Source organism: Pseudoalteromonas sp. CnMc7-15 (assembly GCF_022347925.1).
Classification (GTDB): Bacteria; Pseudomonadota; Gammaproteobacteria; order Enterobacterales; family Alteromonadaceae; genus Pseudoalteromonas; species Pseudoalteromonas ruthenica.
In genome coordinates, this window is record NZ_JAKRFT010000001.1 from 293,975 (window position 1) to 320,571 (window position 26,597).

Consider the following 26,597-nt stretch of genomic DNA (forward strand, 5'->3'; position numbering starts at 1 on the left):
GCCGAACCAGTTATTTTAGGTTGATGCTCATATTGGGACCGCTGACTGCGTCGTCTTCAAACCAACGTGCGGTGATGGTTTTGGTCTCGGTGTAAAAACGCACACCTTGTTTGCCATAGGTATGCTGGTCGCCATAAAACGAGCCCTTCCAGCCAGTAAAGGAGAAAAACGGTAACGGCACAGGAATTGGCACATTGATACCCACCTGACCCACTTCAATATGGTGCTGGAATTTACGTGCCGCTGCGCCACTGGCGGTAAATAGCGACGTACCATTGCCATAAGGGTTGTCGTTGATTAAGGCGATGGCCTCTTCCAAGGTATCCACAAACACACAGCACAGTACCGGGCCAAAAATTTCCTCGCGGTAGATAGCCATGTCTGAAGTCACATTGGCAAATAAAGTTGGCCCCACCCAGTTGCCCTTCTCATAGCCTTCGACAGTGCAATCTGAACCATCAAGCAAACACTCGGCACCTTCTTCTTTACCTTTGGCAATCAAAGAGAGAATACGCTCTTTGGCCGCAGCGGTGGTTTGCGGGCCATACGCAGCATCTTGATTATCCCAAGTACCTGGGTGTACTTTGCTCAACGCAGTTTTCAAATCATCAACCCATTGCTTTGACTGACCCACGAACACCGCCACTGAAATACCCATACAGCGTTGCCCTGCGGCGCCAACAGAAGAGCCCACTAGGTTATTAATAACATTCTCTTTATGCGCATCTGGCATCACCACGAGGTGGTTTTTAGCGCCCACACAGCACTGCACGCGTTTGAGGTTAGCGGTGCCTTTATCGTAAATGTATTGACCTACTGCACAGGAGCCGACAAACGAGATAGCGCGTACATCATCATGCTCTAGGATCTGATTAACCTGATCTTTTGCGCCATGCACCACCTGCAATACCCCTTTAGGTGCACCGGCCTCTTCAAATAACTCCACTAGACGCATCGGCGTGAGCGGATCTTGCTCAGAGGGCTTAAGGACAAAGGTATTGCCACAAACGATAGCCAGTGGGAACATCCACAGTGGGATCATCGCCGGGAAGTTAAACGGGGTGATCCCCGCACACACCCCTAAAGGTTGGATTAATGAATAGGTATCAATATTGCGGGCAACGTTAGAAACCGTCTCCCCCATCATATTTGATGGGGCGTTCGCCGCTTGCTCAACAACCTCAATACCACGCCAAACGTCGCCTTTGGCATCTTCAAAAGTTTTACCTAACTCATGGCAGATAATTGTAGCTATTTCATCATGATGCTCTTTTAGTAACTGCGCATAACGCATCATAATGCGTGCTCGCTCAGTGACCGGCACATCTTTCCACGTTTTAAACGCTTCTTTAGCTGAGGCAATCGCCTCATTGACTTCGTCTTCGGTAGCCAGTGGCACTTGCGCCAAGACTTCTTGGTTTGCTGGGTTAAGAACATCCAGCCATTGTGATGATGTGGATTGGCGCATTTCGCCGCCGATATAAAGTGGTACCTGATGCATGATGCATACTCCCCAAAATAGCAGCGCCCAGTGTTGTAGTAATTATGGGCGCGAAAAAATTAAAGTGTTTCGATAGCTAAAGCAACGGCTTCACCGCCGCCGATACACAGTGACGCGACACCGCGCTGTTTGCCTTGATTACGCAACGCATGAATTAGCGTGGTCAAAATTCGTGCACCACTGGCTCCAATTGGATGGCCAAGTGCACACGCGCCGCCGTGGACATTGACTTTGTCAGCATCAAGTTTCATTTCATTAATAGCCAGCATCGTGACCATGGCAAAGGCTTCATTGATTTCCCATAAATCAACGTCGTCTACTTGCCAATCAAGCTTTTTCAATAGCTTCTCCATAGCGCCAACAGGGGCGATGGTAAATTCAGCCGGTAAACGTGAGTGGGTGCTGTGTCCGCTGATCCGGGCAATGGGGGTCATGCCTTGCTTTTGCGCTTCGCCATAGCTCATTACCACAAGTGCCGCAGCGCCATCGGAGATTGACGAAGAGTTTGCTGCGGTGATGGTGCCGTCTTTTTTAAACGCTGGGCGCAGTGACGGAATTTTATCTGGACGGGCGTTCCCCGGTTGCTCATCCACCTCCACTGTCACGTCTCCTTTACGACTGCTGATAGTGTGCGCGGTGATTTCCGTTTTAAAGGCCCCGCTTTCAATCGCTTTATTGGCTTTAGCCAGTGAGTTAAGCGCAAATTCGTCCATTTGCTCACGAGTCATGTCGTATTGATCGGCAGTGCTTTGTGCAAAACACCCCATCGCGAGATTATCGTAAGCGTCCTCTAAGCCATCCTTCATCATATGGTCTTTTACTTCGCCGTGGCCCATGCGCATGCCTGAGCGCGCCTTCGGTAACATATAAGGAGCATTTGACATGCTTTCCATGCCACCAGCGATAACACTATTAACACTGCCTGCTTTGATTAGGTCATGAGCCAGCATTACCGCTTTTAGACCTGAGCCACACACCTTATTAATGGTTGTTGCACCAGTGTGCTTTTCCATACCTGCTTTCAACATCGCTTGACGCGCAGGCGCTTGTCCCAAAGCAGCGGGCAAAACACAACCCATAATGACTTCGTCGATTTCGCCGGCATCTAGATTAACGCTCGCTAAGGCGCCTTTGATTGCGCTAGCACCCAACTCAGTGGCGCTGGCACCGCTTAGTGCACCCATAAAACCACCCATGGCGGTACGCTGGGCACTGACAATAACAATATCGTTATCCTGCAATGGTGTACTCATACTGTGTTCTCCATATCAATTTCACTTGAGCATACATAAAATTTACGTTTACGCCAACGTCAATTAGATAAGTGAAATGATGAAATTTCAATCGCTGTAAACTTTAGCAGCCACCGCCTAGTTACGCCTATAAAAACAATGCGAGTTTAAGCTAAGCCTTATAAACAGTTAGCTTCAGGGCTTATGGAAAAGAAAATAGAAGAATAAAAGTGAGCACCAAATGCAGCTTTACCTTTACGTAAACTTCACTTATATTGGTGTTAAAAATTTGTAGTAGATAAGACTAAAAGACAATGACAGAGCAAAGCCCAACGGCCAGCGAGCAAACGTTCTCTATCAGTGAGCTTGCCAAGGAGTTTGATATAACCACCCGCAGTATTCGTTTTTACGAAGACCAAGGGCTTATTACTCCGAGACGAAATGGCCAAACCAGAATCTATTCTAAACGCGATAAAGTGCGCTTGAAGCTGATCCTTCGCGGTAAACGCTTAGGTTTCACCCTAGCAGAAACGGGTCGATTGTTCGAGCTTTATGATGCGGACAAATCCAGTGCCAAGCAGCTTGTCACTATGCTCGATCTTATCGAAGAAAAGAAAGCACACCTCAATCAGCAAATGGACGACATTAAAGTCGTGCTAATGGAACTCGTTACGGCTGAGAAACGCTGCCGTGAAACCCTCTCACATTTACAACAGGATTAATCACCATGAGTACAATTTCGCTTTATAAAGAACTCAACTTCGGCCTCGGGGAAACAGCCGATATGATCCGCTCCCACGTAAACTCATTCGCCAGCGCCGAAATTGCGCCGCTCGCAGAACAAACCGACGAGAAAAACATGTTCCCCAATGAGCTGTGGCCTAAATTTGGTGAGATGGGGCTACTAGGCATGACGGTAGATGAGCAATATGGTGGTGCCGGCTTAGGTTATCTCGAACATGTTATTGCGATGGAAGAAGTAAGCCGTGCCAGCGCCTCAATTGGTTTAAGCTATGGCGCACACTCTAACCTTTGCGTTAACCAAATCTTCCGTAACGGTAACGAGCAACAAAAAGAAAAATATCTGCCTAAGCTGGTCAGTGGTGAGCACATTGGTGCATTGGCGATGAGTGAACCTGGTGCCGGTTCAGACGTGGTGTCTATGCGCTTAAAAGCGGAGAAAAAAGGCGACCACTACATCCTAAACGGCAACAAGATGTGGATCACTAATGGTCCTGACGCTCACACCTTTGTAATTTATGCCAAAACCGATGCCAACGCCGGCCCGAAAGGGATCACCGCGTTTATCGTCGAGCGTGGCACTCCTGGATTCAGCCAAGCGCAAAAGCTCGATAAATTGGGGATGCGTGGCTCAAACACCTGTGAATTAGTGTTTGAGGATTGCGCCGTGCCCGAAGAGAACATTCTTGGCAACCTTAATGAGGGTGTCAAAGTACTTATGAGTGGCCTCGATTATGAGCGCGTAGTACTCGCTGGCGGACCGCTGGGTATTATGCAAGCGTGTATGGATGTGGTCGTTCCTTATATCCATGAGCGTAAACAGTTCGACAGCCCGATTGGTAACTTCCAACTTATTCAGGGCAAAATTGCTGATATGTATACGCAAATGAATGCCGCACGCTCCTATGTTTACACCGTTGCCCAAGCGTGCGACAGAGGCGAAACCACCCGTAAAGATGCGGCCGGCGTTATCTTATACGCAGCTGAACTAGCAACAAAAATGGCCTTAGATGCAATTCAGATTCTGGGCGGCAATGGCTACATAAACGAATACCCCACTGGGCGCCTGCTGCGTGATGCCAAGCTGTATGAAATTGGTGCTGGCACCTCAGAAATTCGCCGTATGCTAATTGGCCGCGAGCTATTCACTGAAAGCCGCTAAGGTGCGTTATGACGATTTTATCTTCTGCTATTAATCCTAAAGACCCGCAGTTTCTCACTAACGACGAGTCGATGCGCTCATTGGTTCAAGACCTTCATGAGCGCGCCGCCACCATTCGTGGCGGCGGCGGTCCGAAATACGTGGAGCGCCATCAAAGCCGAGGCAAGTTATTTGTCCGTGACCGTATTGAACATTTGCTCGATGAGGGCTCGCCGTTTTTGGAAATCGGCCAGTTTGCCGCCCACGGCGTGTATGAGCAAGACATTCCCTGCGCCGGTGTGGTTGCTGGGATTGGTCGAGTGCAAGGCGTGGAGTGCATGATTGTCGGTAACGATGCCACCGTTAAAGGCGGCACTTACTTCCCGCTGACGGTGAAAAAGCACCTGCGCGCTCAAGAAATTGCCGAGCGTTGCCACCTACCTTGTATTTATCTGGTCGACTCCGGCGGCGCTAACCTGCCAGAGCAAGACGAAGTGTTTCCCGATAAACTACACTTTGGCCGTATCTTCTACAATCAGGCGCGCATGTCGGCAAAAGGGATCCCGCAAATCGCCGTGGTCATGGGGCTGTGTACCGCTGGTGGTGCCTATGTTCCCGCCATGGCTGATGAAAGTATTATTGTCAAAGAGCAAGGCACTATTTTCCTTGCCGGCCCTCCCTTGGTTAAAGCGGCTACCGGGGAAGAAGTGAGCGCCGAAGACTTAGGCGGTGCCGATGTGCATTGTAAAACCTCCGGTGTGGCTGACCATTATGCTGACAATGACGAGCACGCCCTGTCGATTGCGCGCCAATGTATTGCCCGCACCAATCATGTACGCCCAGTCGCGCCGGTATTAAAAGAGATTAAGGCACCACGCTACGATATCCACGAGCTCTACGGCATTGTCGGCACCGACTTGAAAAAGAGCTTTGATGTGCGCGAGGTGATTGCGCGCGTCGTCGATGACTCTTCTTTTGATGAATTTAAGCGCTACTTTGGCGAGACCCTAGTGACCGGCTTTGCCGAAATTTACGGCCACCCGGTGGGCATTGTTGCTAACAACGGCGTGTTGTTTAGCGAGTCGGCGCAAAAAGGCGCGCATTTTATTCAGCTGTGTGCCAAACGTAATATCCCACTGGTGTTTTTGCAGAATATCACCGGCTTTATGGTCGGGCAGAAATACGAGGCCGAGGGCATCGCCAAGCACGGCGCGAAAATGGTGACCGCCGTCAGTTGTGCCGAGGTGCCTAAGTTTACCATTCTTATTGGTGGCTCGTATGGCGCCGGTAACTACGGCATGTGTGGCCGCGCCTATGAGCCAACCATGATGTGGATGTGGCCCAACGCCCGTATTTCGGTGATGGGCGGTGAGCAGGCCGCAGGGGTATTAGCGCAAGTGAAGCAAGATGGCCTAGCGCGCAAAGGCGAGTCCATGAGCGATGAACAGCTAAACGAGTTTAAAAAGCCCATCATTGACCAGTATGAGCGCCAAGGGCACCCCTACTACGCCAGTGCAAGGCTTTGGGACGACGGCATCATAGACCCCGCCGACACCCGCTCAGTACTTGGTTTGGCACTTGAGGCCACCACCAATGCGCCAGCGAAAGAGTCCGAGTTTGGCATATTTAGGATGTAAGGAGGCGCTATGTCTGTCACATTAACAATAACTAAAAGTCGCATCGCCATCTTAACCTTGGCCCGTGTTGAAAAACACAACGCCTTTGACGATGTGCTTATCAACGAGATGATCCGCTGTATCGAGCATGCCAGCACCTTAGATGTACGCGCTTTGGTACTTAAAAGTGAAGGCAAACACTTCTCCGCTGGGGCCGATTTAAACTGGATGAAATCCATGAAGGATAATAGCTTCGAGGATAACGTTGCTGATTCCATGGAGCTCGCACGCTTGATGCAGGTGCTGTATGAGTGTCCCCTGCCCACGGTGTGTTTAGTGCAAGGGGCCGCTTTTGGCGGCGCGCTGGGACTCATTGCCTGTTGCGACATTGCCCTCGCCGATAGCAGCGCCAAGTTTTGCCTGTCAGAGGTCAAACTGGGGCTTATTCCTGCCGTGATCAGTCCTTACGTGATCAACGCCATGGGCGAGCGCAATGCACGACGTTATTTCCTCACCGCAGAGGTATTTAACGCTGAGCAAGCACAAACGCTCGGGCTGATTCACGAGCTCAGTGACGATCTGGACGCTAGCGCCGAGCAACTGCTCAGTAAATTAGCAGATAATGGCCCGCAAGCTGTTAAAGCAGCGAAGCGCCTAATTGCCGAGGTGGCTCATCAGCCCATCGATGATTCTTTACGCCAACTGACCGCCGAGCGTATCGCCGCGATCCGCGTCAGCGACGAGGGCCAAACTGGGCTTACGGCGTTTTTTGAAAAGCAAGCTCCAGCCTGGCAACAACAAGGATAAGCTATGTTAAAACGAATTTTAATCGCCAATCGCGGTGAAATCGCCTGCCGCATTATCCGCAGTGCTAAGGCCATGGGGCTGCACACCATCGCCGTCTATTCCGACGCCGATGCCAATGCACAGCACGTTAAATTAGCCGATAGTGCCTTTCATATTGGTCCGGCACCAAGCAAGTCATCCTATTTAGATATTGAGACCTTGTTTCGCGTTGCCAAGCAGGCGGCGGCCGACTGCATCCACCCCGGTTACGGCTTCCTATCTGAAAACGAAGCCTTTGCCGAGCGCTGCGAGCGCGAAGGCCTGACGTTTATTGGCCCCAGTGCCAAAAGCATCGAAGCCATGGGCTCTAAAACCCGCGCCAAAGAAATTATGGCAGCGGCTAATGTGCCACTGGTTCCCGGTTATTATGGCGACCAACAAGACACCGAGTTTTTACGCCAAGAGGCGGATAAAATCGGTTACCCCGTACTTATTAAGGCAGCCTATGGCGGCGGCGGTAAAGGCATGCGCGTAGTGCGCGACAAAGCCGACTTCGTCGAGCACCTTGAGGGCGCAAAACGCGAGGCAGCCAGCAGTTTTGGCAATGATCTGGTGCTCATTGAACGCTATGTGGACACCCCGCGTCACGTTGAAGTGCAAGTGTTTGCCGATAAGTCGGGAAATTGCATCTACCTTGGCGATCGCGACTGCTCTTTGCAGCGCCGTCACCAAAAAGTGATTGAAGAGGCCCCCGCCCCCGGACTCAGTGATGCCTTACGCACCGCTATGGGCGAAGCCGCTGTGCGCTGTGCGCAGGCCATTGATTATGTCGGCGCCGGTACGGTGGAGTTTTTACTCTGTGGTGAAGAGTTCTTCTTTATGGAGATGAACACCCGACTACAGGTTGAGCACCCGGTCACGGAGATGGTCACCGGAGTTGATTTAGTGAAATGGCAAATTGCCATTGCTTCAGGGCAGCCTTTGCCATTAACGCAAGAGCAGGTACGCATTAGCGGGCACAGCTTTGAAGCACGCATTTACGCCGAAGACCCGGCGCAGCAATTTATGCCCAGTAGCGGCACCCTCACCCATGTGCAATTTCCACCGGCCAGCGCACAGATACGTATTGATACCGGGGTGACCAGTGGCGATGAAATAAGTCCGTTTTACGACCCCATGGTAGCCAAACTTATTGTTACCGGTGATAACCGCGAGCAGGCCTTAGCGCTTTTGGCTGATGCCCTAAAACAAACTCATATTGCCGGGGTAAAAGCGAATATTGGCTTTTTATTGGCGCTGACTCAAGCCGAGCCGTTGCAACAAGGCACCATGGATACCCACTTTATCGACAGTCACAGCGACGCATTGACCGTTGAGCCCCAAGCCGATGCCCATACATTGGCGATGGCCGCTTGGGTGTATTTCTGCCAATTAAATACTCAGCAATCGAGCGCCTCACCGTGGCAACGTTTAGCGGGCTTTAAACTCAACTCAGTCAATGAAGTTGCCGTGCCGCTTATTGGTCACGATGTGGTTATGCATGTGGCCACCACCGGGATGTCGGTGGATATTGATGGTCAGCGCTATAACATTAATGGCGAACGCCATGGCAACCACTATGTGGTGGTGGTCGATGGCCAGCGCTTTAGCGCCGATGCCACAGTTGATAGCGAGCATTTGTGTGTGATGCGTGACGCCCAGCAATTCCAGTTTGAGCTGGCATCGAAGCACTATATTGGTGCTGAGCAAAGTGCCAACGACGCCCTTGCCGCGCCAATGAATGGCACAGTGGTCAAACACCTGCAAACGCTTGGCGCTGAGGTCTCTCAAGGCGATGCCATCGTGGTCATGGAAGCCATGAAAATGGAATATACGCTTAATGCCCCTCATGATGGCGTGTTAAGCAGTTATTGCTATGGCGAGGGTGAGCTCGTTAGTCATGGCGCGTTACTTGCCGTGGTCGAGGAGCACAGCTAATGGCCATGCCTAATCAAGTGCGCATCGTCGAAGTTGGGGCCCGCGATGGCCTGCAAAACGAAACCAGTGTGCCCTTGGCTGCCAAGGTCGCGCTGATAAATGGTTTATGTGACGCTGGGCTTAAACATATTGAGGGTGGCGCCTTTGTTTCACCGAAGTGGGTGCCACAAATGGCCGACTCCAGCGCGGTATTTGCCGCTATTGAGCGCCCCAATGAAGTATTATTCAGCGCCCTGACCCCCAACCTAAAAGGAGCTGAGCTTGCACTGCAAGCCGGGGTGGGCGAATTTGCTATTTTTACTGCGGCCAGTGAAGCCTTCACCAACAAAAACATTAATTGCAGCATTGATGAGAGCATTGAGCGCTTTCGCCCAGTGGTGGCTTTAGCTCAGGCTAACGGCATCAAGGTGCGCGGCTATGTAAGCTGTGTGCTGGGGTGCCCATATCAAGGCGAAATCAGCGCTCAAAAGGTGCTCGAGGTCAGCCAGCAGCTGCTCGATTTAGGCTGTTACGAAGTCAGCCTTGGCGACACCATTGGTGTGGGCACTGCCAACCAAGTAGAAAGCCTGCTGAGCGTGCTATTGCAAGATATTAGCGCTGACAAGCTGGCGGTACACTTTCATGATACTTACGGCCAAGCCATCAGTAACATCTACACGGCGCTCAAAATGGGGATTGCCACCATTGACAGTGCCGTGGCGGGGCTCGGTGGTTGCCCCTACGCCAAAGGCGCGTCAGGAAATGTTGCCACCGAAGATGTGGTTTATCTATTACAAAAGCTTGGCATCAACCCAGGTATTGATTTACAAAGATTGGCACAGACAGGCGCAGCAATATGCCGCGCCCTTGATAAACAACCACAAAGCAAGGTCGCAAACGCCGTTCTTGCCCACTGTGACCAATAACAACAACGAAGGAGTGCGTAGACATGTCCGGTTTTGACAAAGTAGTCACCAGTTACGCCGATGCAATGGCGGGAATTAAAGACGGTGACACCGTGATCGCAGGCGGCTTTGGCCTGTGCGGGATCCCAGAAGGCCTCATTAGTGAAATTAAACGCCTAGGGGTGAAAGACCTCACCGTGGTTTCTAATAATTGTGGCGTGGATGACTTCGGCCTTGGTGTGCTACTCGAAGATAAACAAATTAAAAAAATCATGGCGTCTTACGTCGGTGAAAACGCCCTATTCGAAAGACAAATGCTGGATGGCGAATTAGAAGTTGAGCTCACCCCACAAGGCACCTTGGCTGAGAAGATGCGCGCCGGCGGTGCCGGTATTCCAGCCTTTTACACCGCCACTGGCTACGGCACACCAGTCGCCGAAGGCAAAGAAGTGAAAGAATTTAATGGTCGCCCCTATATTCTCGAAGAATCAGTCACCGGTGAGTTTGCCATTGTTAAGGCGTGGAAAGCCGACCGCTACGGCAACTTGGTATTTCGCCATACGGCCATGAACTTCAACCCCATGGCCGCAACGGCGGGTAAAATTACCGTTGCTGAGGTGGAAGAGATTGTCGAGCCGGGCGAGTTGGAGCCCAGCCAAATCCATACCCCAGGGATTTACGTTAATCGCGTTATCAAAGGCGATTTTGAAAAACGTATTGAACGTGTTACCACACGCACTGCCTAAGGAGTACTGAGCATGTCATTAAACCGCGAACAAATCGCCCAACGTGTGGCGCAAGAGCTCGAAGACGGATATTACGTTAACCTAGGTATTGGTATTCCCACGCTGGTGGCCAACTATGTACCGCACGGCATTGAGGTCATGTTGCAATCAGAAAACGGGTTATTGGGTATGGGTCCCTACCCCAGCGAAGATGAGCTCGATGCTGATATGATCAATGCGGGTAAAGAAACCGTTACAGCAGCCACAGGTGCAGCCATATTTAATAGCGCCGATAGCTTTGCCATGATCCGTGGTGGTCATGTAGACTTGACGGTACTCGGTGCATTTGAAGTGGATCAGCAAGGCAACATCGCCTCGTGGATGATCCCCAAGAAATTAATCAAAGGCATGGGCGGCGCCATGGATCTCGTGGCGGGGGCGAAAAACATTATCGTCACCATGACCCATGCAAGTAAGCACGGTGATTCGAAGTTGCTAGAGCAATGTACACTGCCGCTAACCGGCGTGAATTGCGTTAAAAAGATAGTGACTGACCTCGCAGTGCTAGAAGTCAAAGACGGCGCGTTCCATTTGCTAGAGCGTGCACCCGGTGTTAGTGTTGATGAAATAATCAGCAAAACCGCAGGGAAACTCATCGTTGAAGGCGATGTTCCCGAGATGCGCTTTGACTAACGGGACACCCCGTTAATGTACCATCCTCATTCCCAGTGCTAGTTGGCACTGTGTTACCCAAAACCCCTCATTTGAGGGGTTTTTTTTATACTTTAAATAACTAAACATATTTTCTTACATTTGTAACTCTCCAGTGCTCGCATCGATGATGCCGCTGGTTACAAAATCATGCTAAGTTACTACTGGACTCATAAATAGAATAACAAGGACTACCATGAATAAGATGTCTTTAAGCGCGATTAGTGTCGCCGTGATGTTATCCCTCAGCGGCTGCGCAAGCACTGCATCGCAAACGAATACCTCCGCCACCCAACAGGCGGAACAAACTGCAGCGCCAGCGCTGCCATTCGTTAATATCGATTATCAAACGTTCACCTTGGACAATGGCCTAACCGTGGTCGTGCACACCGACCGTAAAGCGCCAATTGTGGCGGTAAACGTGTGGTATGACGTAGGCGCTAAAAACGAACAGGTGGGTAAAACCGGCTTTGCGCACTTGTTTGAGCATTTAATGTTTAATGGCACGGAAAACTACGACGACGAGTATTTCGGACCATTCGAGCGCGCGGGTGCCACCGAGCAAAATGGTACCACTAACTCAGATAGAACCAATTATTTCCAAAACGTGCCGACCCCTGCCCTCGATATGGCATTGTGGATGGAGTCTGACCGTATGGGCCACTTGCTAGGCGCTATCACTCAAGACAAGCTCGATGAGCAACGCGGCGTAGTACAAAATGAAAAACGCCAAGGTGAAGCTCAGCCTTATGGCACCATGTGGAATAACGTGTGGAAATACACTTTCCCACAAGGCCACCCTTATTCATGGTCAGTCATCGGCTCGATGGAAGATTTAAATGCGGCATCGTTAGACGATGTGCATCAGTGGTTTAAAGACTATTACGGCCCCAATAACGCAGTGTTAGTGCTAGCCGGTGATATTGATGTTGAGACTGCGAAGAAAAAGGCCAACAAATACTTTGGCGATATTAAACCGGGTAAACCGGTAGCCAAACTGGAAAAATGGATAGCCAAACGTGAAGAGCAATCGCGCATGGTGATCAAAGACCGCGTACCTGCTTCGCGTATAGTGAAGGTGTGGAACATCGCAGAAAAAGGCACCACCGATGGCGAGTATTTAAACCTGCTAAGTGACGTGTTAGCCGGTGGTAAGAATTCGCGTTTGTATCAACGCTTGGTGTACGATGAGCAATTAGCATCTAACGTATTTAGCTTTAATTACCTGCGCACTTTAGCGGGTCAGCTGATCATTGGTGTTGATGCCCTTGATAAAGCAAATATTGAAAAAATCGAAGCCATCATCGATGAAGAAATTGCTAACATCATTGCTCAAGGCCCCACTACTGATGAACTTAACCGTATTAAATTCTCTAACGCCGCTGAGTGGGTAAAACAAGTAGAAGGCGTGGGCGGCTTTGGCGGTAAATCCGATGTACTTGCCTCCGGTGCCGTGTATCACAACGATCCAGGCTACTATAAACGCGCGTTTGAAATTACCAGCAACGCCACAACCAGCGATGTACAAGGCGCCGCCGAGCGCTGGCTAAGCAGTGGCGACTTTGTGTTGACCGTGCACCCATTTGCCGAGCTTAGCGCCAACGAACAAGGCGTTGATCGTTCCACTGGAGTACCGGGTGCAGGTGACGTCCCGAGTCTTGACTTGCCCGAGGTGAATACCTTTACCCTAAGTAATGGCCTTGAAGTGGTGTTATCTCAGCGCAGCGACACACCGGTGATTAATATGCGCTTAGATATATCTGCCGGTACCGCCAGTGACGATAATAACAAGCCAGGCGTGGCCAATTTCACCGCCAATATGCTTGATGAAGGCGCCGGTGAGTTATCGGCCTTGGCCCTTGCTGAAGAGCTCGAAAAACTTGGCGCATCGATCGACACCAGTGCAAGCCTTGATAAGACCTCGCTGTCGATGTCGGCCATGGCGATTAACTGGCAACAAAGCTTAGCGCTGTTTTCTGAGGTACTGCAAAACCCCAGCTTTAATGACAGCGACATTGAGCGCGTGCGCACACTCATCTTGCAGCAAATCAAGCAAGAAAAGGCACGGCCTATGAGCAATGCCCTACGTGTATTACCGCCCCTGCTCTACGGTGCCAGCCACCCTTACGGTAAACCGCTCACCGGTACTGGTAACGAAGAATCAGTAGCGGCAATTAGCCGTGATGATATGCTCGCCTACACCGAGAAATGGATGCGCCCTGATCTTGCGCGCTTAGTGGTTGTTGGCGATATTGACCAAGCGCAATTGAAGCAGAGCCTTGAACAAGCCTTAGCAAGCTGGCAGGCACCACAGCAAGCGGCGCCTAGTTTAGATATTCCGACGGTGGACAACGCCGAGCAAGCGCGGGTCTTTGTACTTGATAAACCAGACTCGCCGCAGTCATTGATTATTTCTGGATTGCTGGGGCCCGATGCCAGCGACACTGACGCCCAGCAAGAAGTGACCTTGGATATGATGAACACCATCATCGGCGGCAGTTTCACCTCACGTATGAATATGAATTTACGTGAAGATAAGGGGTGGTCTTACGGTGCTCGGACTATTTTAATGGATACCGACGCGCAAAGTACGTTCTTTGTGTTTGCCCCAGTGCAAACCGATAAGACCAAAGAGTCAATGCAAGAAATTCTGAAAGAGCTTAACGGCTATATTGGCGAGCAACCAGCTACTCAAGAAGAGCTGGACAAAGTGGTTGCCAATAAAATCGCGAAACTGCCAGGTCGCTATGAGAAGAAACGTTCTCTGCTTAATGCCTTGGCTGATGCCTACGACAATGGCCGCGACGTAAGCTATTTAGAAAAATACCCGCAGCTAGTGCAACAGCCAGATACGCAGGCTATCGCTAAGCAGGCACAGTCACTTATTAAGCCCAAGCAGCTTACATGGGTAATTGTTGGCGATGTTGCTAAAATCAAAGAGCAAATCGAAAGCTTGAACCTAGGTGAAGTCACTTACTTAGACTAAAGCTAAGGTAATATAATATACTAAGCCCCAACTTGTTTGGGGCTTTTTTGTGTGCGAAGGCACTCGCAAAATCCCGTCCCAGCCTTTATCATTGGCGCTATTGTCAATCTCAGTAGTTAAATAGTATGTCTCTTCCTCCTTGCCCAAAATGTGACTCACAATACGTGTATCAAGACCAAAACCAATTGATTTGCCCTGAATGCGCCTATGAATGGGACCCCAATCAAATCGAAGAAGAAGAAGCGATCACAGCCAAAGACGCCAACGGCACGGAATTAAATGAAGGCGACAAGGTGACCCTTGCCAAAGACTTGAAAGTAAAAGGCAGCTCAATGGTCATGAAAATCGGCACCAAAGCCGTGATCCGCCGCATTCAAGACAGTAAAGACCATGAGCTCGACTGTAAGGTCGATGGCGTAGGTGAAATGATGGTTACCGCTAAGTTTGTGAAAAAAGCCTAACCGCGCTTTATACCCGCCTTGCTGCCTGCTGTGCTAAGCCACTAGCAGGTGGTAAGCTCACTGCCCCGCTTCGCCTTTAATACTGTGGCAGGAAATATCACAGTAGCCATATTTTAAATCAGGTTTCTATGGACAGAGAATATAAAAAGCGCATTGAGAGAGTAATTCAATACATTGAAACTCATTTAACGGAAAAAATTTCCCTTGCTGATGTGGCAAAGGTTAGCCATTTCTCGGCGTATCACTTTCATCGTATTTTTACCGGGGTTATCGGTGAAACCGTCAACGATTACATCGCTCGGCGAAGACTCGAGCGAGCTGCGAATTTTTTAATCTTTAAAGATCAGTTAACAGTCACCGAAATAGCCTTAGCCTGTGGTTTTTCATCAAGTGCCAACTTCGCAAAAGCCGTTAAGCTTCACTTTGGCTTCACGCCATCACAAATACGAAATCCAGAGAAAGTTAAAAATAGCAAGATTGGAAAAATCTTTAGCAAATATGGAAAAGATTTCCATCCTCGCGATTTATATCCTGCACACATCACAAATGAAGTGATGATTAAAACTAAATCGAAGGATATAAATATGAATGTTGAGATCAAAGACCTTGATACCCAGCGCGTATGTACTTTAGCCTCACAACGAGGCTATGAGCCTGAGTCTATATATAACGCATGGGATAAAATAATTGAATGGGCAACGAATAATGGCATAAAAGCGGACGAACAACAGCGCTTTGCCTTCGCGTTTGATAACCCAACAGTCACTCCCGAGGATAAGTGCCGCTACAGCGCCTCTATAGTGGTTGGCGAAAACGTGAGCATCAAGCCGCCATTTTCGCCATCTGAAATTCCAAAAGGTAAGTATGCCGTCGTCTATTTTAAGGGGAGTCCAGAGGAAACGATTCAGGCCCAGCTAGGTATTTATTCTGACTGGCTGCCTAATAGCGGATTTGAACCCGACAACTTTCCAATGTTGGAGCGTTATCTGAATGATGCAAGAGTTGATGGCTACGTAGAAATGGAAATCTACGTTAAATTGAAAGACCTGTAGGAAAACAAAGTAGCTGCCGGCAGGAAGTTGCAAAGCTCAACAAGTTAAGCAATGTCTCTGCTGGCAGCTTCTCGGATAAAAATGATGAAATATTATTTGAAGTCTAGCTCTCTCTGTTTGCTGTTAATTCTTAGCCTTTCAATTTGGGGTTATTACATATTACTGGGTAACTTAGGTGACCCTCGTGTTGCTGACTCAAGCCTAGATAGTGAGGAGATGTACGTATGGGAAGTGCTACTTCTTGCCTTATCACTGCTTTCTTTATTTTACCTTTGGGCCTGTTCTTTGGTTCATTGTTTTAAAAATAAACGTATATTCGTGGCAATTCTCATTATGCTAATCTGGCCCTTAACCTATATATACAGCCTCTATATTTTGAGCGGCCACGTCGCCAGAAACAAGGCTCGCTAATTTATACTTACATACGCGTGCCGTCGCGCCAGAGGCTACTGTGCTCAGGAGTACTTTACCAATTTACCGTATTGAACTGCGGTAAGATTTAAATAAGGATGTTATGTGGACATACTAGCACTGCTAGCCGGGGGGTTAGCGAAAGCTTGGTACTTCGTACCGCTAATTATTATTCTCTGTGTATTCAAAAGCCCTTGGTTCAAAGGCCGCGCCGGCGAGTTTGTTATAAATAGACTGTTATCACAGTTACCCTCGTCGGATTACACATTAGTGAAAGACGTAACTCTGCCAACTGAGGGCGGAACGACGCAAATAGACCACCTTGTTATTTCTGTATATGGGTTATTCGTTGTGGAAACCAAAAATATGAAAGGCTGGATATTTGGCTCTAAAACACAAAAGCAATGGACGCAAAAAATTTACCGTCATTCAACGCGTTTTCAGAACCCGCTTCATCAGAATTATAAACACACTAAAACTCTCGAGTCGTTATTGGCGATTGCACCAAATACATTGCATTCAGTAGTCGTTTTTATCGGTGATAGTAAGTTTAAAACCGTGATGCCAGACAACGTTACTTATGCACGAGGATGCGTGGCTTATATTAAGCAATTTACTCAGCCAGTGTTTTCAATGGCCGAGTGCCATGACATTATTGCATCCATTAACGAGTTAAAGCTTAAAAAAGGCGTGGTTACTAATTTTAACCATCGTCGTCATGTAAAAGACTTGCTAGCGAACAAAGCCAACGCAAAAACGTGTTCGCGCTGCGGCTCCGCGATGGTTATTCGTAAAACCAAACGCGGTGTCAATAAAGGCGCTCAGTTTTGGGGGTGTTCAACGTTTCCGAAGTGCCGCTCAGTGGAAACACTCAGCGAAAACGACGCATAACACACTTTGCCTAAAAACGCTCAAGCCACTTGTTGCAACTTTAGAGAAATCAAATACTATAAATGGCCACGAAGTTAGCCAGTTTTCCAATGTCGGTAAGAATGTTGCCCACTCCACTCACACTGCCTGAGGTAGTTCTTAATTTACCTAATAAATTGCGACAGCTCTTTGCGCCTTACTCAGAGGTTTGTATTTGTTTAGGCTTGTGTTTAACAAAGTGGCGTGCCCTGACAATTCTCGCTAATACGTGTTCTATCCATTGTTGGAGAAAGATTGATGTTTGACAATGAACCAAATTACAGTTCATATTCCTTAGATGAACTATTTGACGCCTACTCTTCTATCGATAAGGACAGCTTCCCGGAAAGGTTCAATTTAATTAAAAAAATTATCGCTGAAAAACAAGGTGGTGATTACCAATGCCCCAAGTGTAAGTGCAAAGGTTATGAAGCTAGTCAACTCTATGCTGCGGCTGACCGCTTAGAAAGTATTCTGGATTATGAAACCGGTAAATATGTAACCATTAGCTGCCTGGATTGTGGTTTCACTGAGTTATATAAACGCAATAGTTCGGTGAGTGCTCCGCTTGTGGACTTTTTCACCACCTAGGCTTAAGGCTAGGTGATGAAAAAATTATATGAATAACATGTATGTACGTCACCGCTATCTCACATAGCAACAATGCTTTTTGTAATGTCCTTATCCAAATTTAGTAACCGATTAAATACAAGCCGTATAGTTCGTGGTGTGCAGTTTCTGGATTGATATAGTTAAGGGAAACGGAGCGAACATGGTTCATATGCATGTGCAACCAAGATTAGATAGAGAGCAATAATGTTTGAGATTTATTATCAATCTAAAATTCCAACTATAGGCTGGGACTTCTATATCAAGATCGCGATTACCTTATCTTTAGTCTTCTCTTTTTTCTTTCTCAAGAGGTTATATGAGGATAAGCTAAAACTGTCTAATTTAATGGATTTTATATTACTGTTTTCATTGGTTTTGCTTTATTTGGCTGCTAACATTTATACTTATTGTGAAAGAATTGAAAGAATTGATAGAATTGAATCTGGAGAGTTGGTTTCTGTTGAAGGTATAATAAAAGAGTTAGCTATTAGTAGCTCTAGCAGTCGAAGTGAGAGCTTTAAAGTTGGAAAGGTTAGTTTTGATTATAATGATTTTGGCACTAGCGGCATGTTTTTCGCCAACAGAGCGCATGATTCAAAAGTAATAAAAGAGGGTAACAGAGTTAAAATATCTTATTTGCCCGAAGAGGATGATAACTTAATTTTTGAGATTAAAGTTTTTAAGCCTAACGTTAAATAATAAGAGTCATAATCACGGTTAAGCGATGATAAGAGAATGACAGCCTGTTAGTGGACTTTGTTAATCGCCTAGACCATGATTTGAAGCGAAGAGCAAAGAAACCAATTCCAAACCTCAATGCGTCTACTAGGGAAAGCTAATTGCATCCAAAAGGCTCTCCAATGATTGGTCGTTAATTGAGGAATAACATAGGCTTAATGCTTGTAGCGCGAAAATCATGGGAAAGATTTTGATGCCTTCCCTTGATTTTTCTCCTCACTATTTATATCGCTTCTGATTTCATCCTCCCTTAAATAGTTGGGTAAGTCCTTTGGCTAAGGTCCGCAACAGCCGGGAGCGCAGCGAGTCGGCTGCTTGCGTTTGCTATGCATTTTTCCCTAGCAACTGTGAGACCGTAACAAATTTGTAGCCCTTTGCTCTCAGCCCCTTAATTATTGGCCCTATAGCGTCTCGCGACTCTTTGTTTTTAGACCCCAAAACGTGTAAAAGAATAATTGAACCTGGAGTAGAAGAGTTAACAACATACTCTGCGATAGACGCAGAACTTCCTGCAACTTTAGGATAGGTTTCAGGCTCAACGTTCCATGTGATTGTTTTTATTCCTTCCGAATTCAAATAATAGGGCAAAACAAAAAGCTTTTTACCATACGGAGGCCTAAAATATATTTCACCCTCGAATCCAATCTGGCGAATTAAGGCTGTAGTGGAGTCGACTTCATCCCTCACCTCGTCAAGCCCCATTAACGTCATATTTTTATGGTTGTACGAATGATTGCCTATCTGATGACCTGCGTTAACCAGATCTATAGCCGATTGCTTGTTTTGTTGAATTCCCGACCCATTGAGGAAGAACGTACCCTTCACGTCATGCTCTTCGAGGATATTCAACACTTGAGTGGTATATTTCGCCCCCCAAGGACCATCATCAAATGTTAAGGCGATAACCTTTTCATTCGTTTCAGCCTTTGCGACTACCTCCCCAAAAACCTGAAAAGTTCTTGATTTACTTATATTCCAAGCTCCCAAGACCATTACTACAGAGAGAGTCAATATCGTCAGGTATACTCTTTTCAATGGGTTCCATCCTTATTTTCATAATGCTTGATAAAAAGCAAAAAATAGCAGGCAAAATAAGCGACCAAGGAGCGCACGCCTGTTGTTTTACGCCCACAGTTTAACTAACTTGTTATACGGCAAATACACCAATCATAATCAAAGCGACTAGTAAAAAAGCCATAATAAAGTATTTACCGAGCCCCTGAACCAATTTCATTTCTTGTTGGTAAGCTACCCTTGCTTTGTTTACTTCACTTTCGTTCTTGCCAAAACAATATGGGCAATCTTCAAAGTCCTCTGAAACAGGTAAACTACATTTAATACATTGTCTGGGTGCTCTAGTGCGAAGACTCGGCACTCCGAGCAGAAAGCTAACTTCGTTCGCTTCAGTCACCCCCGAATAGCCAACATCTTTACTTAACCTTCGCCTAGATGTATTTAATTGAGCTTTCTTATACTCTTTATCCAGCTTAATTTTTTCGGCATCACTCAGCAATAGCTCTTGTGGTAACTCAAAACTACAAAATTCACAATGCGATAATCTTCGATTGAAAATAGTCTTATCGCAATTTGGGCATTTATACTTCATATTTAATATATTATTGAAATGTAACGCCCGCCTAAGAGGCGGAAAATACTTGGCTAAAATTAGCGAGGAACGAGCATCAGCCAAGCTTTAGACGTCCATTCATTCATGCGATTGTTAGGTATACTTTCCACCAAATTATTTGTAACACTTTGGAAAGTAACACCAAACTCTTACAAATGAATCTGTCGCTTTAAATTCAAAGCCGATGTGTTGAATAAGGTTTAGAACCTTTTCAGACAAATCAATATCAATCCACTCAACACTCAACACTCAGCAGTGGAAATGGCAAGTGATAGTACCATTCGCTGTCCCAATCAGAAATGTAACCGTTAACCACCTTTGTTCGATAACATGGCTTTTCTGAAAATTCACAAACCTCAGAAATAAGCTCATTCCATTTGGTATTGTTGGCTACCCCAACCAACTGTCTCTCAGCAATAATACTCTTTGCTTCTTTTTTATACTTTTCATCAGAAACGGCATCAGCCATTGGCAGCAGACTCATTGGTATACCTAACGCCGCCATATGGGCCGCACAAATGCTTGGCTAAAACTAGCGACGAAGGAGCGCAAGCTAAGCGTTTTGCGTCCAATTACCATAATGGCCTTGTTATATTTGCTTTGCACCATCGAGGTACTCAGCAATAAACTTTTTGTTTTGTTCATTTAAACGGGGCATGGAGCATTCAGCTAGCCTTTGTTTCGCTGTTTTTCCACTATTATCTTTTAAACTAGGTTTGGCTCCATTAACAACAAGCAACTTTACTATATTTGGGTAGCCAGCAGTGACGGCTCTGATTAGAGGCGTTGTATCCGAACAACTAGAATTCAAATCAACACCAGCTTTTATGAAAAGGGAAACAATGTCTTCTGCCCCGCATTGGATTGCCATAATCAAAGGAATTCCATTTGGGTTTGCTCCAGCTTCAAGCAACTCTTTAGCTGATTCGAGGTCGCAGTCAGCAGCTTGAATTAATGCATCATTCAATTCCCTTTGATTCAAAACTTACCCTCGATTCTGATTTGCAAATATAACACGTTTATAGCGAGCTAATCGCGCGTTTTTCTACTACGCTACCGCTCACTTTTCTGAATGATATATTTTTAACAGAGTAGTTAACTCATTGCCAGCATTATCAAAAACAGCGATTGGACAATTGCTGTTCAATAACACTGTGTCCACATATTTTCAAAGGAATGAAAATTAAAACTTGCTCGCCTTATTTAAATTACATCGCAGACAACATGTTGACTCGACAGTATTCATTGAGAACGGTTAACGCTTACCTTAGTTGGATATCTAACTTCATACATTTTCATAATAGAAGATATCTCACTGCTATGGGCGATAACGAAGTGTTTAAGCTTTCAGACCCCTTAATTTTAAAATGAAATATGTCGCCCAGAGAGCACATGGGGCCGCATTAAATGCATTAGCGTTTTTGTACAAACACATAATAAAAGAAGAATTGTCGTTGGACTTAAGTTTTGCCAAAAGCAATCGACAACCAATGACACTATAAGAAGTCAAAGAAATAATGTCGTGTATGAAAAAGCGCTATTACTTAATTGCGGGGTTAATGTACGGAAGCGATTTAAATTAAGCTAGTCGCTGGTTCATCAGCGACTAGCTATCTTGTTAGATTAGAATCGGTAAGTAACTGATGCACCGACTGTTTGCGGGTTCACAACGGCCGCATAACCTTGTGGGTAACGGCCACTTGCCGGCTCTTGTGAAGTGTATGCCTCTTCATCTAGGGCGTTATTGATGAAGGCACTGATCAACCATTGCTCGGTGTCGTAGGTCATTGATAAACGAGTAATAGTGTAATCACCTGCAATACGCTCTTCTGTGTTTGTTAAGTCACCATAATACTCACCCACATAGTTGGCGCTTAAATTTACTTTTAGGCTATCGGTAAACCAGTGTGAAAGACCTAAACTCGCCGTTAGTTCAGGTGCAGAGTTTAAATCACTGCCAACGGCATCTGGAAAGGCTGATGATTCATCAATGTTAGTTTTTAACAAACCAAAACCACCATGTAGCTGCCACTGCTCTCCAAGCATACTGTAAGCATCGACCTCTAAACCGTAGCTATGAGCATCTTCTACATTCGTGATTCTGCGCGCTGAACTTAATGCTTGATACCCGTTAAAATTGTTGTAAAACACATTAGCGCTAATATTGATGTCGCCATTATCTATTACGCTGCGTGAACCTATTTCATAGGTATTAACCGTTTCTTCGTCGTAGTAGTAGTAATCTTCAGCGGTAAAATCGAGCGCACCGCCCCCTGCGTTATAGCCACGGCGAGCACTGGCAAATAAAGTCGTTTCGTCGCTAACATCATATTGAATCGCTAATTTTGGTAAACGCACTGTGTGTGAATTATCAAGTTGTTCAACGAGCTGATCACCACGAAACGCCATATTGAAATTACGTAATTGTTCTTCACGCTCAATACGAAGGCCCGCAGTTAACGTTAATTCGCGGCTTAAGTTAAAGCTTGTTTCGCCATAAACTGCGGTCGATTTACTGCTATCGTCACCGTAGTAGTTTGTTGCCCCCACACTTTCAAATTCTTGGTCGCGATCAAAGTAAGCAAGGCCGATAAAACCCGAGTAAAAGCGGTTGCTTATCCCAAAGTTGAGCTTGGTATCGACGGTGATATTGCTCTCGTCCATTGATACGTCAGATTCGGCGCTTTCAATGGGCTCGTATGCTTCAAAGCTCCATTGATAATCCATGTAAGCAACTAATACGTCTAACGAAAAATCATCATTAATACTGTAATCAATATTTACTTGCGTAGTATCAGAGTCTGTATCCACAATACGTTGATATAGCGGCTTATAATCAAATGGTTCGTCCGCAACAAAGTATTTACGACCAGAGTTACCCTCTTCACTGTAAGTTGAATAAGTCAGCTGTACGGCAAGGTCTTTGCTTGGCGTGTAAAGTAATTTAGCGCGCGTACTGCTGGTATTTAACTTGTTTAATTCACGATCAGTTGGGTTTGTGTCGTATACCGACGGGTTTGAAAATGTTTCGCCATCGACATACTGAGTTGATAAACGAAATGCCAATACATCCTCAACTAATGCTCCCGATACCACTGCGGCAGTATCAAGGTAGCTATCTTGATTGCGATAACCTACGCGCACTGCCCCTTCAAAATCCTGAGTTGGCGCTTTCGTTGTCATGTACACCGCACCTGCGATGCTATTGCGACCATTGCTAGTTGATTGCGGCCCCCGGTAAACCTCAATTTGTTCTACATCCCAAAGGCCGGTATCACCCGTTAAGTCAGCAACAAAGGGTTGGCTTACACCATCTATTAACGTTGAAACACGGGCTTTTGAACCTCCGCTAAATGAGTTAAAACCGGTTGCCCCACCATTACCAGACACTCCTCGCATATCAGGCACCGAACCCGTTAACACCACCACGTTTGCCATTTCTGAGAGCGCTTCGGATATAGACGCAAGCTGGCCGTTTTCTAGTAGCGCCTTATCAACAACCGCCACCGACGACATGGTTTCTTTAAGAGACTTTTCCGTTTTTTCACCGGTAACAACAATAGTGTCCATTGATTCTCGACTGCTTTGCTCGTCGTCAGCCCAAGCCGAGCCTTGAGCAGCAAGTAACGATGCAAAAATAACCTTGGTTATTGTGTTGAGTTTTAATGCAGTAGCCAATGTCCTTTCCCCGTAAGAGATTATTAGAATTAAACAAATCGAGCTTGATAAAAAGCGCTAGGAAATTAACACAGGCTTAATGATATTGCAATTGAGTTTAGTTATCATTTACAATGCGATATAACATAAATTCTAACTCTCATTTTATGCTCATTTTCACCGTTACTTTACTCATCGTTTTCGCTGTCAGCACTTTTTACTGCACCAGAAAACAACAGCGATTTTTAAAAAAACCGATAAAAAAACATTGGCGATTACTATCGTTTGCATTAATAGCGTGTGCACTAACACTTGCCTTTGTGCAGCTATCAGCCACAGCAGCTGTGTTCTACATAATCTTTAGCGTGATGCTTATGCTAATGCTGATCCCTTTTATTAGCCTGCTGCAAACAAAGGGTAATTCATGAAAAACTCATCAAAGCGCCAACCAACGTGGTTAGGTAAAACGCTAGCCGGTGCCTTTTTAGGGTTGGCACTGTCATTTATATTCATTGCTTTTTTTGCTTGGTATGGCCCTGGAGGCATTGAAGCTCGCGATAAAGTGCAGTTTAACATGTGGATGATCACCCCTATTTGGCTAACCATTTTTAGTTTTAGTTATTTGTTCAACTCTGCAAAGCAAGCTTGGCTTGTCCTTGGCAGCTTAACTGTGCTGCTTTATGGCGTATTTTTCATGCTCAGGAACGCACTATGAAAGTAAGATCGGATATTTTACGCACCTATCAAGGTGTACATACATGGACGGGCATTATTGCTGGCTTAGTGCTGTTTATTGGTTTTTATGCTGGCAGCCTGACCATGTTTAAACACGAAATACAACGGTGGGCTGCACCGGTTACAGCGCCTAAAGTAACCAGTTCTGATTATGACTACCAAAAACTGGTAGATACGGTAATAAGTGTGCGTGGTGACCAACTTGCTAAAGGCTTTAACCTAGACTTACATACCCAAGACGCGCCTCTTTCTTGGTATATCAAAGGCAGTGCCCGTGGCATGGAGCTTGATAAACAGCTCAACTATGCCCACCTCAATGCTGATGGCACATTAAACGTCAGCGCGCAAACTGAAAACGAACTTGGCGATTTAATTGATTATTTACATCGCACAGCAGGCTTTATTGGTGAAATTGGCCATGACCAATCAGGGGTTTATATTCTAGGTATTGCCAGTGTGTTGTATTTTTTAGCTTTGGTCTCTGGGGTCATTATTTTACTGCCGACACTAGTTAAAACCTTTTTTGCATTGCGTAAAGAAAAAGGGCCAAGCCGGTTTTGGCTCGACAGCCATAACCTTGTGGGGATTGCCAGCTTACCGTTTCATTTAGTCATAGCCTTCACTGTGGTGGTGTTTGCATTTCATGACTTTATTTATGGTGGCTTAGCGCAATTTTATGATGATAAACCGCTGTTTCAGCGCCCTACTCCCGCTGCGCAAAGTTTTCACATTGACAACTTGCCTAGTATCGACGAGCAAGTGCTTGCAGCTAAAAGCTATGCGCCTGGCTATGAGCCTATCCACATTCGCTACAGTAATTTAAATTCAGCTTCGCCCTCTGCGGTGTTTATGATGAGTAACAACAATGCGGTTGTGCGCGGCCCAGATACTGACTATTTGTTTATGAACCCGTATACCTTAGAGGTCGTTAACTCAAGCTACCCACAAGGCGAAGATGCAGTGTGGGGTAACATGGTGGCCAGTATTTTCTCACTCCACTTTGGCACCTATGGTGGAGAATGGGGGCGCTGGGGTTACTTTATAATGGGCTTACTTGGGGCATTTTTGTTCTATTCAGGCAATTTATTATGGATAGATAAGCGCTTCAAAAAAGATCCCAACAAACGCAGTACGTTGTTTATGGCAAAGCTCACTATTGGTGTTTGTTTAGGGTCGATGATTGCCGTTGCTTTCACGTTAGTTGCAGCTAAATGGCTACCTACATTTGTTGCCAATACAAACTACGCCAGTCTATACAGTTACTACGCCGCGTTTTTTGCTTTTGTGATATATAGCTTCATAAAACCTGTACAAAAGGCAACGACGGTTGGCCTTTATTTACTCGCGAGTTTGTGTGCATTAATGGTGCTATCAACGCTGGTGAAACTTGCACTAAATGACGGGAATACGCTCTTCTACTCAAGCTATACGGTTGATATCGTCGCCGCTATTTTTGCTGTTATTTTCTTTAAAATGTCGAAACATCAGCAGCAAAAACAGGCCACACAAAGCATCATGCCAGCCTTTGAAAAAGTCAGCCAAACTTAAGCACTCCTAGTATGGGTATCAGAGCAATTTGATACCCATCCTTTTGCCTTATCCACGATTCGCTCCCGTTTAATGAAAGCATTTCTTGTCCCATAAAACAGCTGTAGTAACAAGTAATGGTGTCAGGTCGTGCAATGTGCATGTTCCCAACGTTCGCTTGTAGCACGTCAGCGAAGTTCAAAATAAATCCGTGGAGTAAATACAAACCAACTAAAGCGCCATGTACCAAAAGCGCGAAGATAATTAACTATTCGCGGTACTACACTCGCGTGGAATGCTTAAGCGGTGAGCCTTTTGAGCATTCTGGTAGTGCGCACTTCCCCACCAGAGTGGGTGCGCATCATAGTTTTGCCAGTAGGAGGCATCTTGACCCAGCCGGAAAGGATGCTGTAGCCTTGGTTTATCACTTCTAAGGAGATTACGCCAACATGAACAACTAAACCTGTCATCCATTTCTTATTTTCTTTTTGGATTTACAGGGTGAGTAGGCGTAGCTCACATTCCGATATGTCTGTACAAGCGAATTGTGTATTTTGCCCATCGGCAG

The 26,597-nt window shown here is 46.4% G+C and carries 24 protein-coding genes; 17 read left to right on the forward strand and 7 right to left on the reverse strand.

The window, feature by feature from the left end; translation table 11 throughout:
• Positions 1–10 precede the first annotated feature (10 nt).
• Positions 11–1,501 (reverse strand): CoA-acylating methylmalonate-semialdehyde dehydrogenase, encoded by a 1,491-nt coding sequence (locus MHM95_RS01345; RefSeq protein ID WP_239383991.1) that lies wholly within the window; start codon positions 1,499–1,501, stop codon positions 11–13.
• Positions 1,502–1,560: 59 nt separating this feature from the next.
• Positions 1,561–2,754, reverse strand: coding sequence for an acetyl-CoA C-acyltransferase (locus tag MHM95_RS01350; protein ID WP_239383992.1), 1,194 nt, complete (start codon positions 2,752–2,754; stop codon positions 1,561–1,563).
• 293 nt (positions 2,755–3,047) lie between these two features.
• On the opposite strand from MHM95_RS01350, the gene MHM95_RS01355 reads away from it, so the two are divergent.
• The 14 genes from MHM95_RS01355 to MHM95_RS01420 all read left to right on the forward strand — a co-directional run bounded on the left by MHM95_RS01355 (position 3,048) and on the right by MHM95_RS01420 (position 18,444).
• A complete protein-coding gene (locus tag MHM95_RS01355) occupies positions 3,048–3,455 on the forward strand; it encodes a MerR family DNA-binding transcriptional regulator (protein ID WP_045978805.1) in 408 nt (135 codons plus the stop codon).
• 5 nt (positions 3,456–3,460) lie between these two features.
• Entirely contained in the window at positions 3,461–4,636 is a 1,176-nt protein-coding gene (locus tag MHM95_RS01360) for an isovaleryl-CoA dehydrogenase (protein ID WP_239383993.1), read from the forward strand.
• Positions 4,637–4,644: 8 nt separating this feature from the next.
• Positions 4,645–6,252, forward strand: coding sequence for a carboxyl transferase domain-containing protein (locus MHM95_RS01365; RefSeq protein ID WP_239383994.1), 1,608 nt, complete (start codon positions 4,645–4,647; stop codon positions 6,250–6,252).
• 9 nt (positions 6,253–6,261) lie between these two features.
• Positions 6,262–7,038, forward strand: coding sequence for an enoyl-CoA hydratase-related protein (locus tag MHM95_RS01370; protein WP_053911614.1), 777 nt, complete (start codon positions 6,262–6,264; stop codon positions 7,036–7,038).
• Between the two features lie 3 nt (positions 7,039–7,041).
• Complete coding sequence (locus tag MHM95_RS01375) at positions 7,042–8,994, forward strand: acetyl/propionyl/methylcrotonyl-CoA carboxylase subunit alpha (RefSeq protein WP_239383995.1); 1,953 nt, start codon at positions 7,042–7,044, stop codon at positions 8,992–8,994.
• Positions 8,994–9,899, forward strand: a complete 906-nt coding sequence (locus MHM95_RS01380) for a hydroxymethylglutaryl-CoA lyase (protein ID WP_239383996.1) — start codon at positions 8,994–8,996, stop codon at positions 9,897–9,899. Before MHM95_RS01375 ends, MHM95_RS01380 begins: the two co-directional genes overlap by 1 nt.
• A gap of 23 nt (positions 9,900–9,922) precedes the next feature.
• The gene (locus tag MHM95_RS01385) at positions 9,923–10,624 is read left to right on the forward strand and encodes a CoA transferase subunit A (RefSeq protein ID WP_045978811.1); all 702 of its coding nucleotides are present in this window, start codon (positions 9,923–9,925) and stop codon (positions 10,622–10,624) included.
• Between the two features lie 12 nt (positions 10,625–10,636).
• A complete protein-coding gene (locus MHM95_RS01390) occupies positions 10,637–11,296 on the forward strand; it encodes a CoA transferase subunit B (protein WP_045978812.1) in 660 nt (219 codons plus the stop codon).
• A 214-nt stretch (positions 11,297–11,510) separates the two neighbouring features.
• Entirely contained in the window at positions 11,511–14,300 is a 2,790-nt protein-coding gene (locus MHM95_RS01395; RefSeq protein ID WP_239383997.1) for a pitrilysin family protein, read from the forward strand.
• Positions 14,301–14,425: 125 nt separating this feature from the next.
• Positions 14,426–14,761: a zinc ribbon domain-containing protein YjdM gene (locus MHM95_RS01400; protein WP_045978814.1), complete on the forward strand. Its 336-nt coding sequence runs from the start codon at positions 14,426–14,428 to the stop codon at positions 14,759–14,761.
• A 128-nt stretch (positions 14,762–14,889) separates the two neighbouring features.
• Positions 14,890–15,813, forward strand: coding sequence for a GyrI-like domain-containing protein (locus MHM95_RS01405; RefSeq protein ID WP_239383998.1), 924 nt, complete (start codon positions 14,890–14,892; stop codon positions 15,811–15,813).
• Between the two features lie 516 nt (positions 15,814–16,329).
• Positions 16,330–17,115 carry an NERD domain-containing protein gene (locus MHM95_RS01410; RefSeq protein ID WP_239383999.1) on the forward strand — a complete coding sequence of 262 codons (786 nt, stop codon included), beginning with the start codon at positions 16,330–16,332 and terminating at the stop codon, positions 17,113–17,115.
• A 276-nt stretch (positions 17,116–17,391) separates the two neighbouring features.
• A complete protein-coding gene (locus tag MHM95_RS01415) occupies positions 17,392–17,724 on the forward strand; it encodes a zinc ribbon domain-containing protein (RefSeq protein ID WP_239384000.1) in 333 nt (110 codons plus the stop codon).
• Between the two features lie 225 nt (positions 17,725–17,949).
• A complete protein-coding gene (locus tag MHM95_RS01420) occupies positions 17,950–18,444 on the forward strand; it encodes a hypothetical protein (RefSeq protein WP_239384001.1) in 495 nt (164 codons plus the stop codon).
• A 363-nt stretch (positions 18,445–18,807) separates the two neighbouring features.
• Here MHM95_RS01420 and MHM95_RS01425 read toward each other — a convergent pair whose 3' ends face one another.
• The 4 genes from MHM95_RS01425 to MHM95_RS01440 all read right to left on the reverse strand — a co-directional run bounded on the left by MHM95_RS01425 (position 18,808) and on the right by MHM95_RS01440 (position 21,077).
• Positions 18,808–19,518, reverse strand: coding sequence for a polysaccharide deacetylase family protein (locus MHM95_RS01425; RefSeq protein ID WP_239384002.1), 711 nt, complete (start codon positions 19,516–19,518; stop codon positions 18,808–18,810).
• A 112-nt stretch (positions 19,519–19,630) separates the two neighbouring features.
• Positions 19,631–20,173, reverse strand: coding sequence for a hypothetical protein (locus tag MHM95_RS01430; RefSeq protein ID WP_239384003.1), 543 nt, complete (start codon positions 20,171–20,173; stop codon positions 19,631–19,633).
• A 172-nt stretch (positions 20,174–20,345) separates the two neighbouring features.
• Complete coding sequence (locus MHM95_RS01435; protein WP_239384004.1) at positions 20,346–20,615, reverse strand: DUF6678 family protein; 270 nt, start codon at positions 20,613–20,615, stop codon at positions 20,346–20,348.
• 84 nt (positions 20,616–20,699) lie between these two features.
• A complete protein-coding gene (locus MHM95_RS01440) occupies positions 20,700–21,077 on the reverse strand; it encodes an ankyrin repeat domain-containing protein (RefSeq protein ID WP_239384005.1) in 378 nt (125 codons plus the stop codon).
• A 257-nt stretch (positions 21,078–21,334) separates the two neighbouring features.
• Here MHM95_RS01440 and MHM95_RS18840 point away from each other — a divergent pair, with 257 nt between their 5' ends.
• Positions 21,335–21,481 (forward strand): phage integrase N-terminal SAM-like domain-containing protein, encoded by a 147-nt coding sequence (locus MHM95_RS18840; protein WP_343224293.1) that lies wholly within the window; start codon positions 21,335–21,337, stop codon positions 21,479–21,481.
• A gap of 252 nt (positions 21,482–21,733) precedes the next feature.
• Here MHM95_RS18840 and MHM95_RS01445 read toward each other — a convergent pair whose 3' ends face one another.
• Positions 21,734–23,788 (reverse strand): TonB-dependent receptor, encoded by a 2,055-nt coding sequence (locus tag MHM95_RS01445; RefSeq protein ID WP_239384006.1) that lies wholly within the window; start codon positions 23,786–23,788, stop codon positions 21,734–21,736.
• Between the two features lie 403 nt (positions 23,789–24,191).
• On the opposite strand from MHM95_RS01445, the gene MHM95_RS01450 reads away from it, so the two are divergent.
• Positions 24,192–24,482, forward strand: a complete 291-nt coding sequence (locus tag MHM95_RS01450) for a hypothetical protein (protein ID WP_130147858.1) — start codon at positions 24,192–24,194, stop codon at positions 24,480–24,482.
• Entirely contained in the window at positions 24,479–26,050 is a 1,572-nt protein-coding gene (locus tag MHM95_RS01455; protein WP_239384007.1) for a PepSY-associated TM helix domain-containing protein, read from the forward strand. Before MHM95_RS01450 ends, MHM95_RS01455 begins: the two co-directional genes overlap by 4 nt.
• Positions 26,051–26,597: the final 547 nt, after the last annotated feature.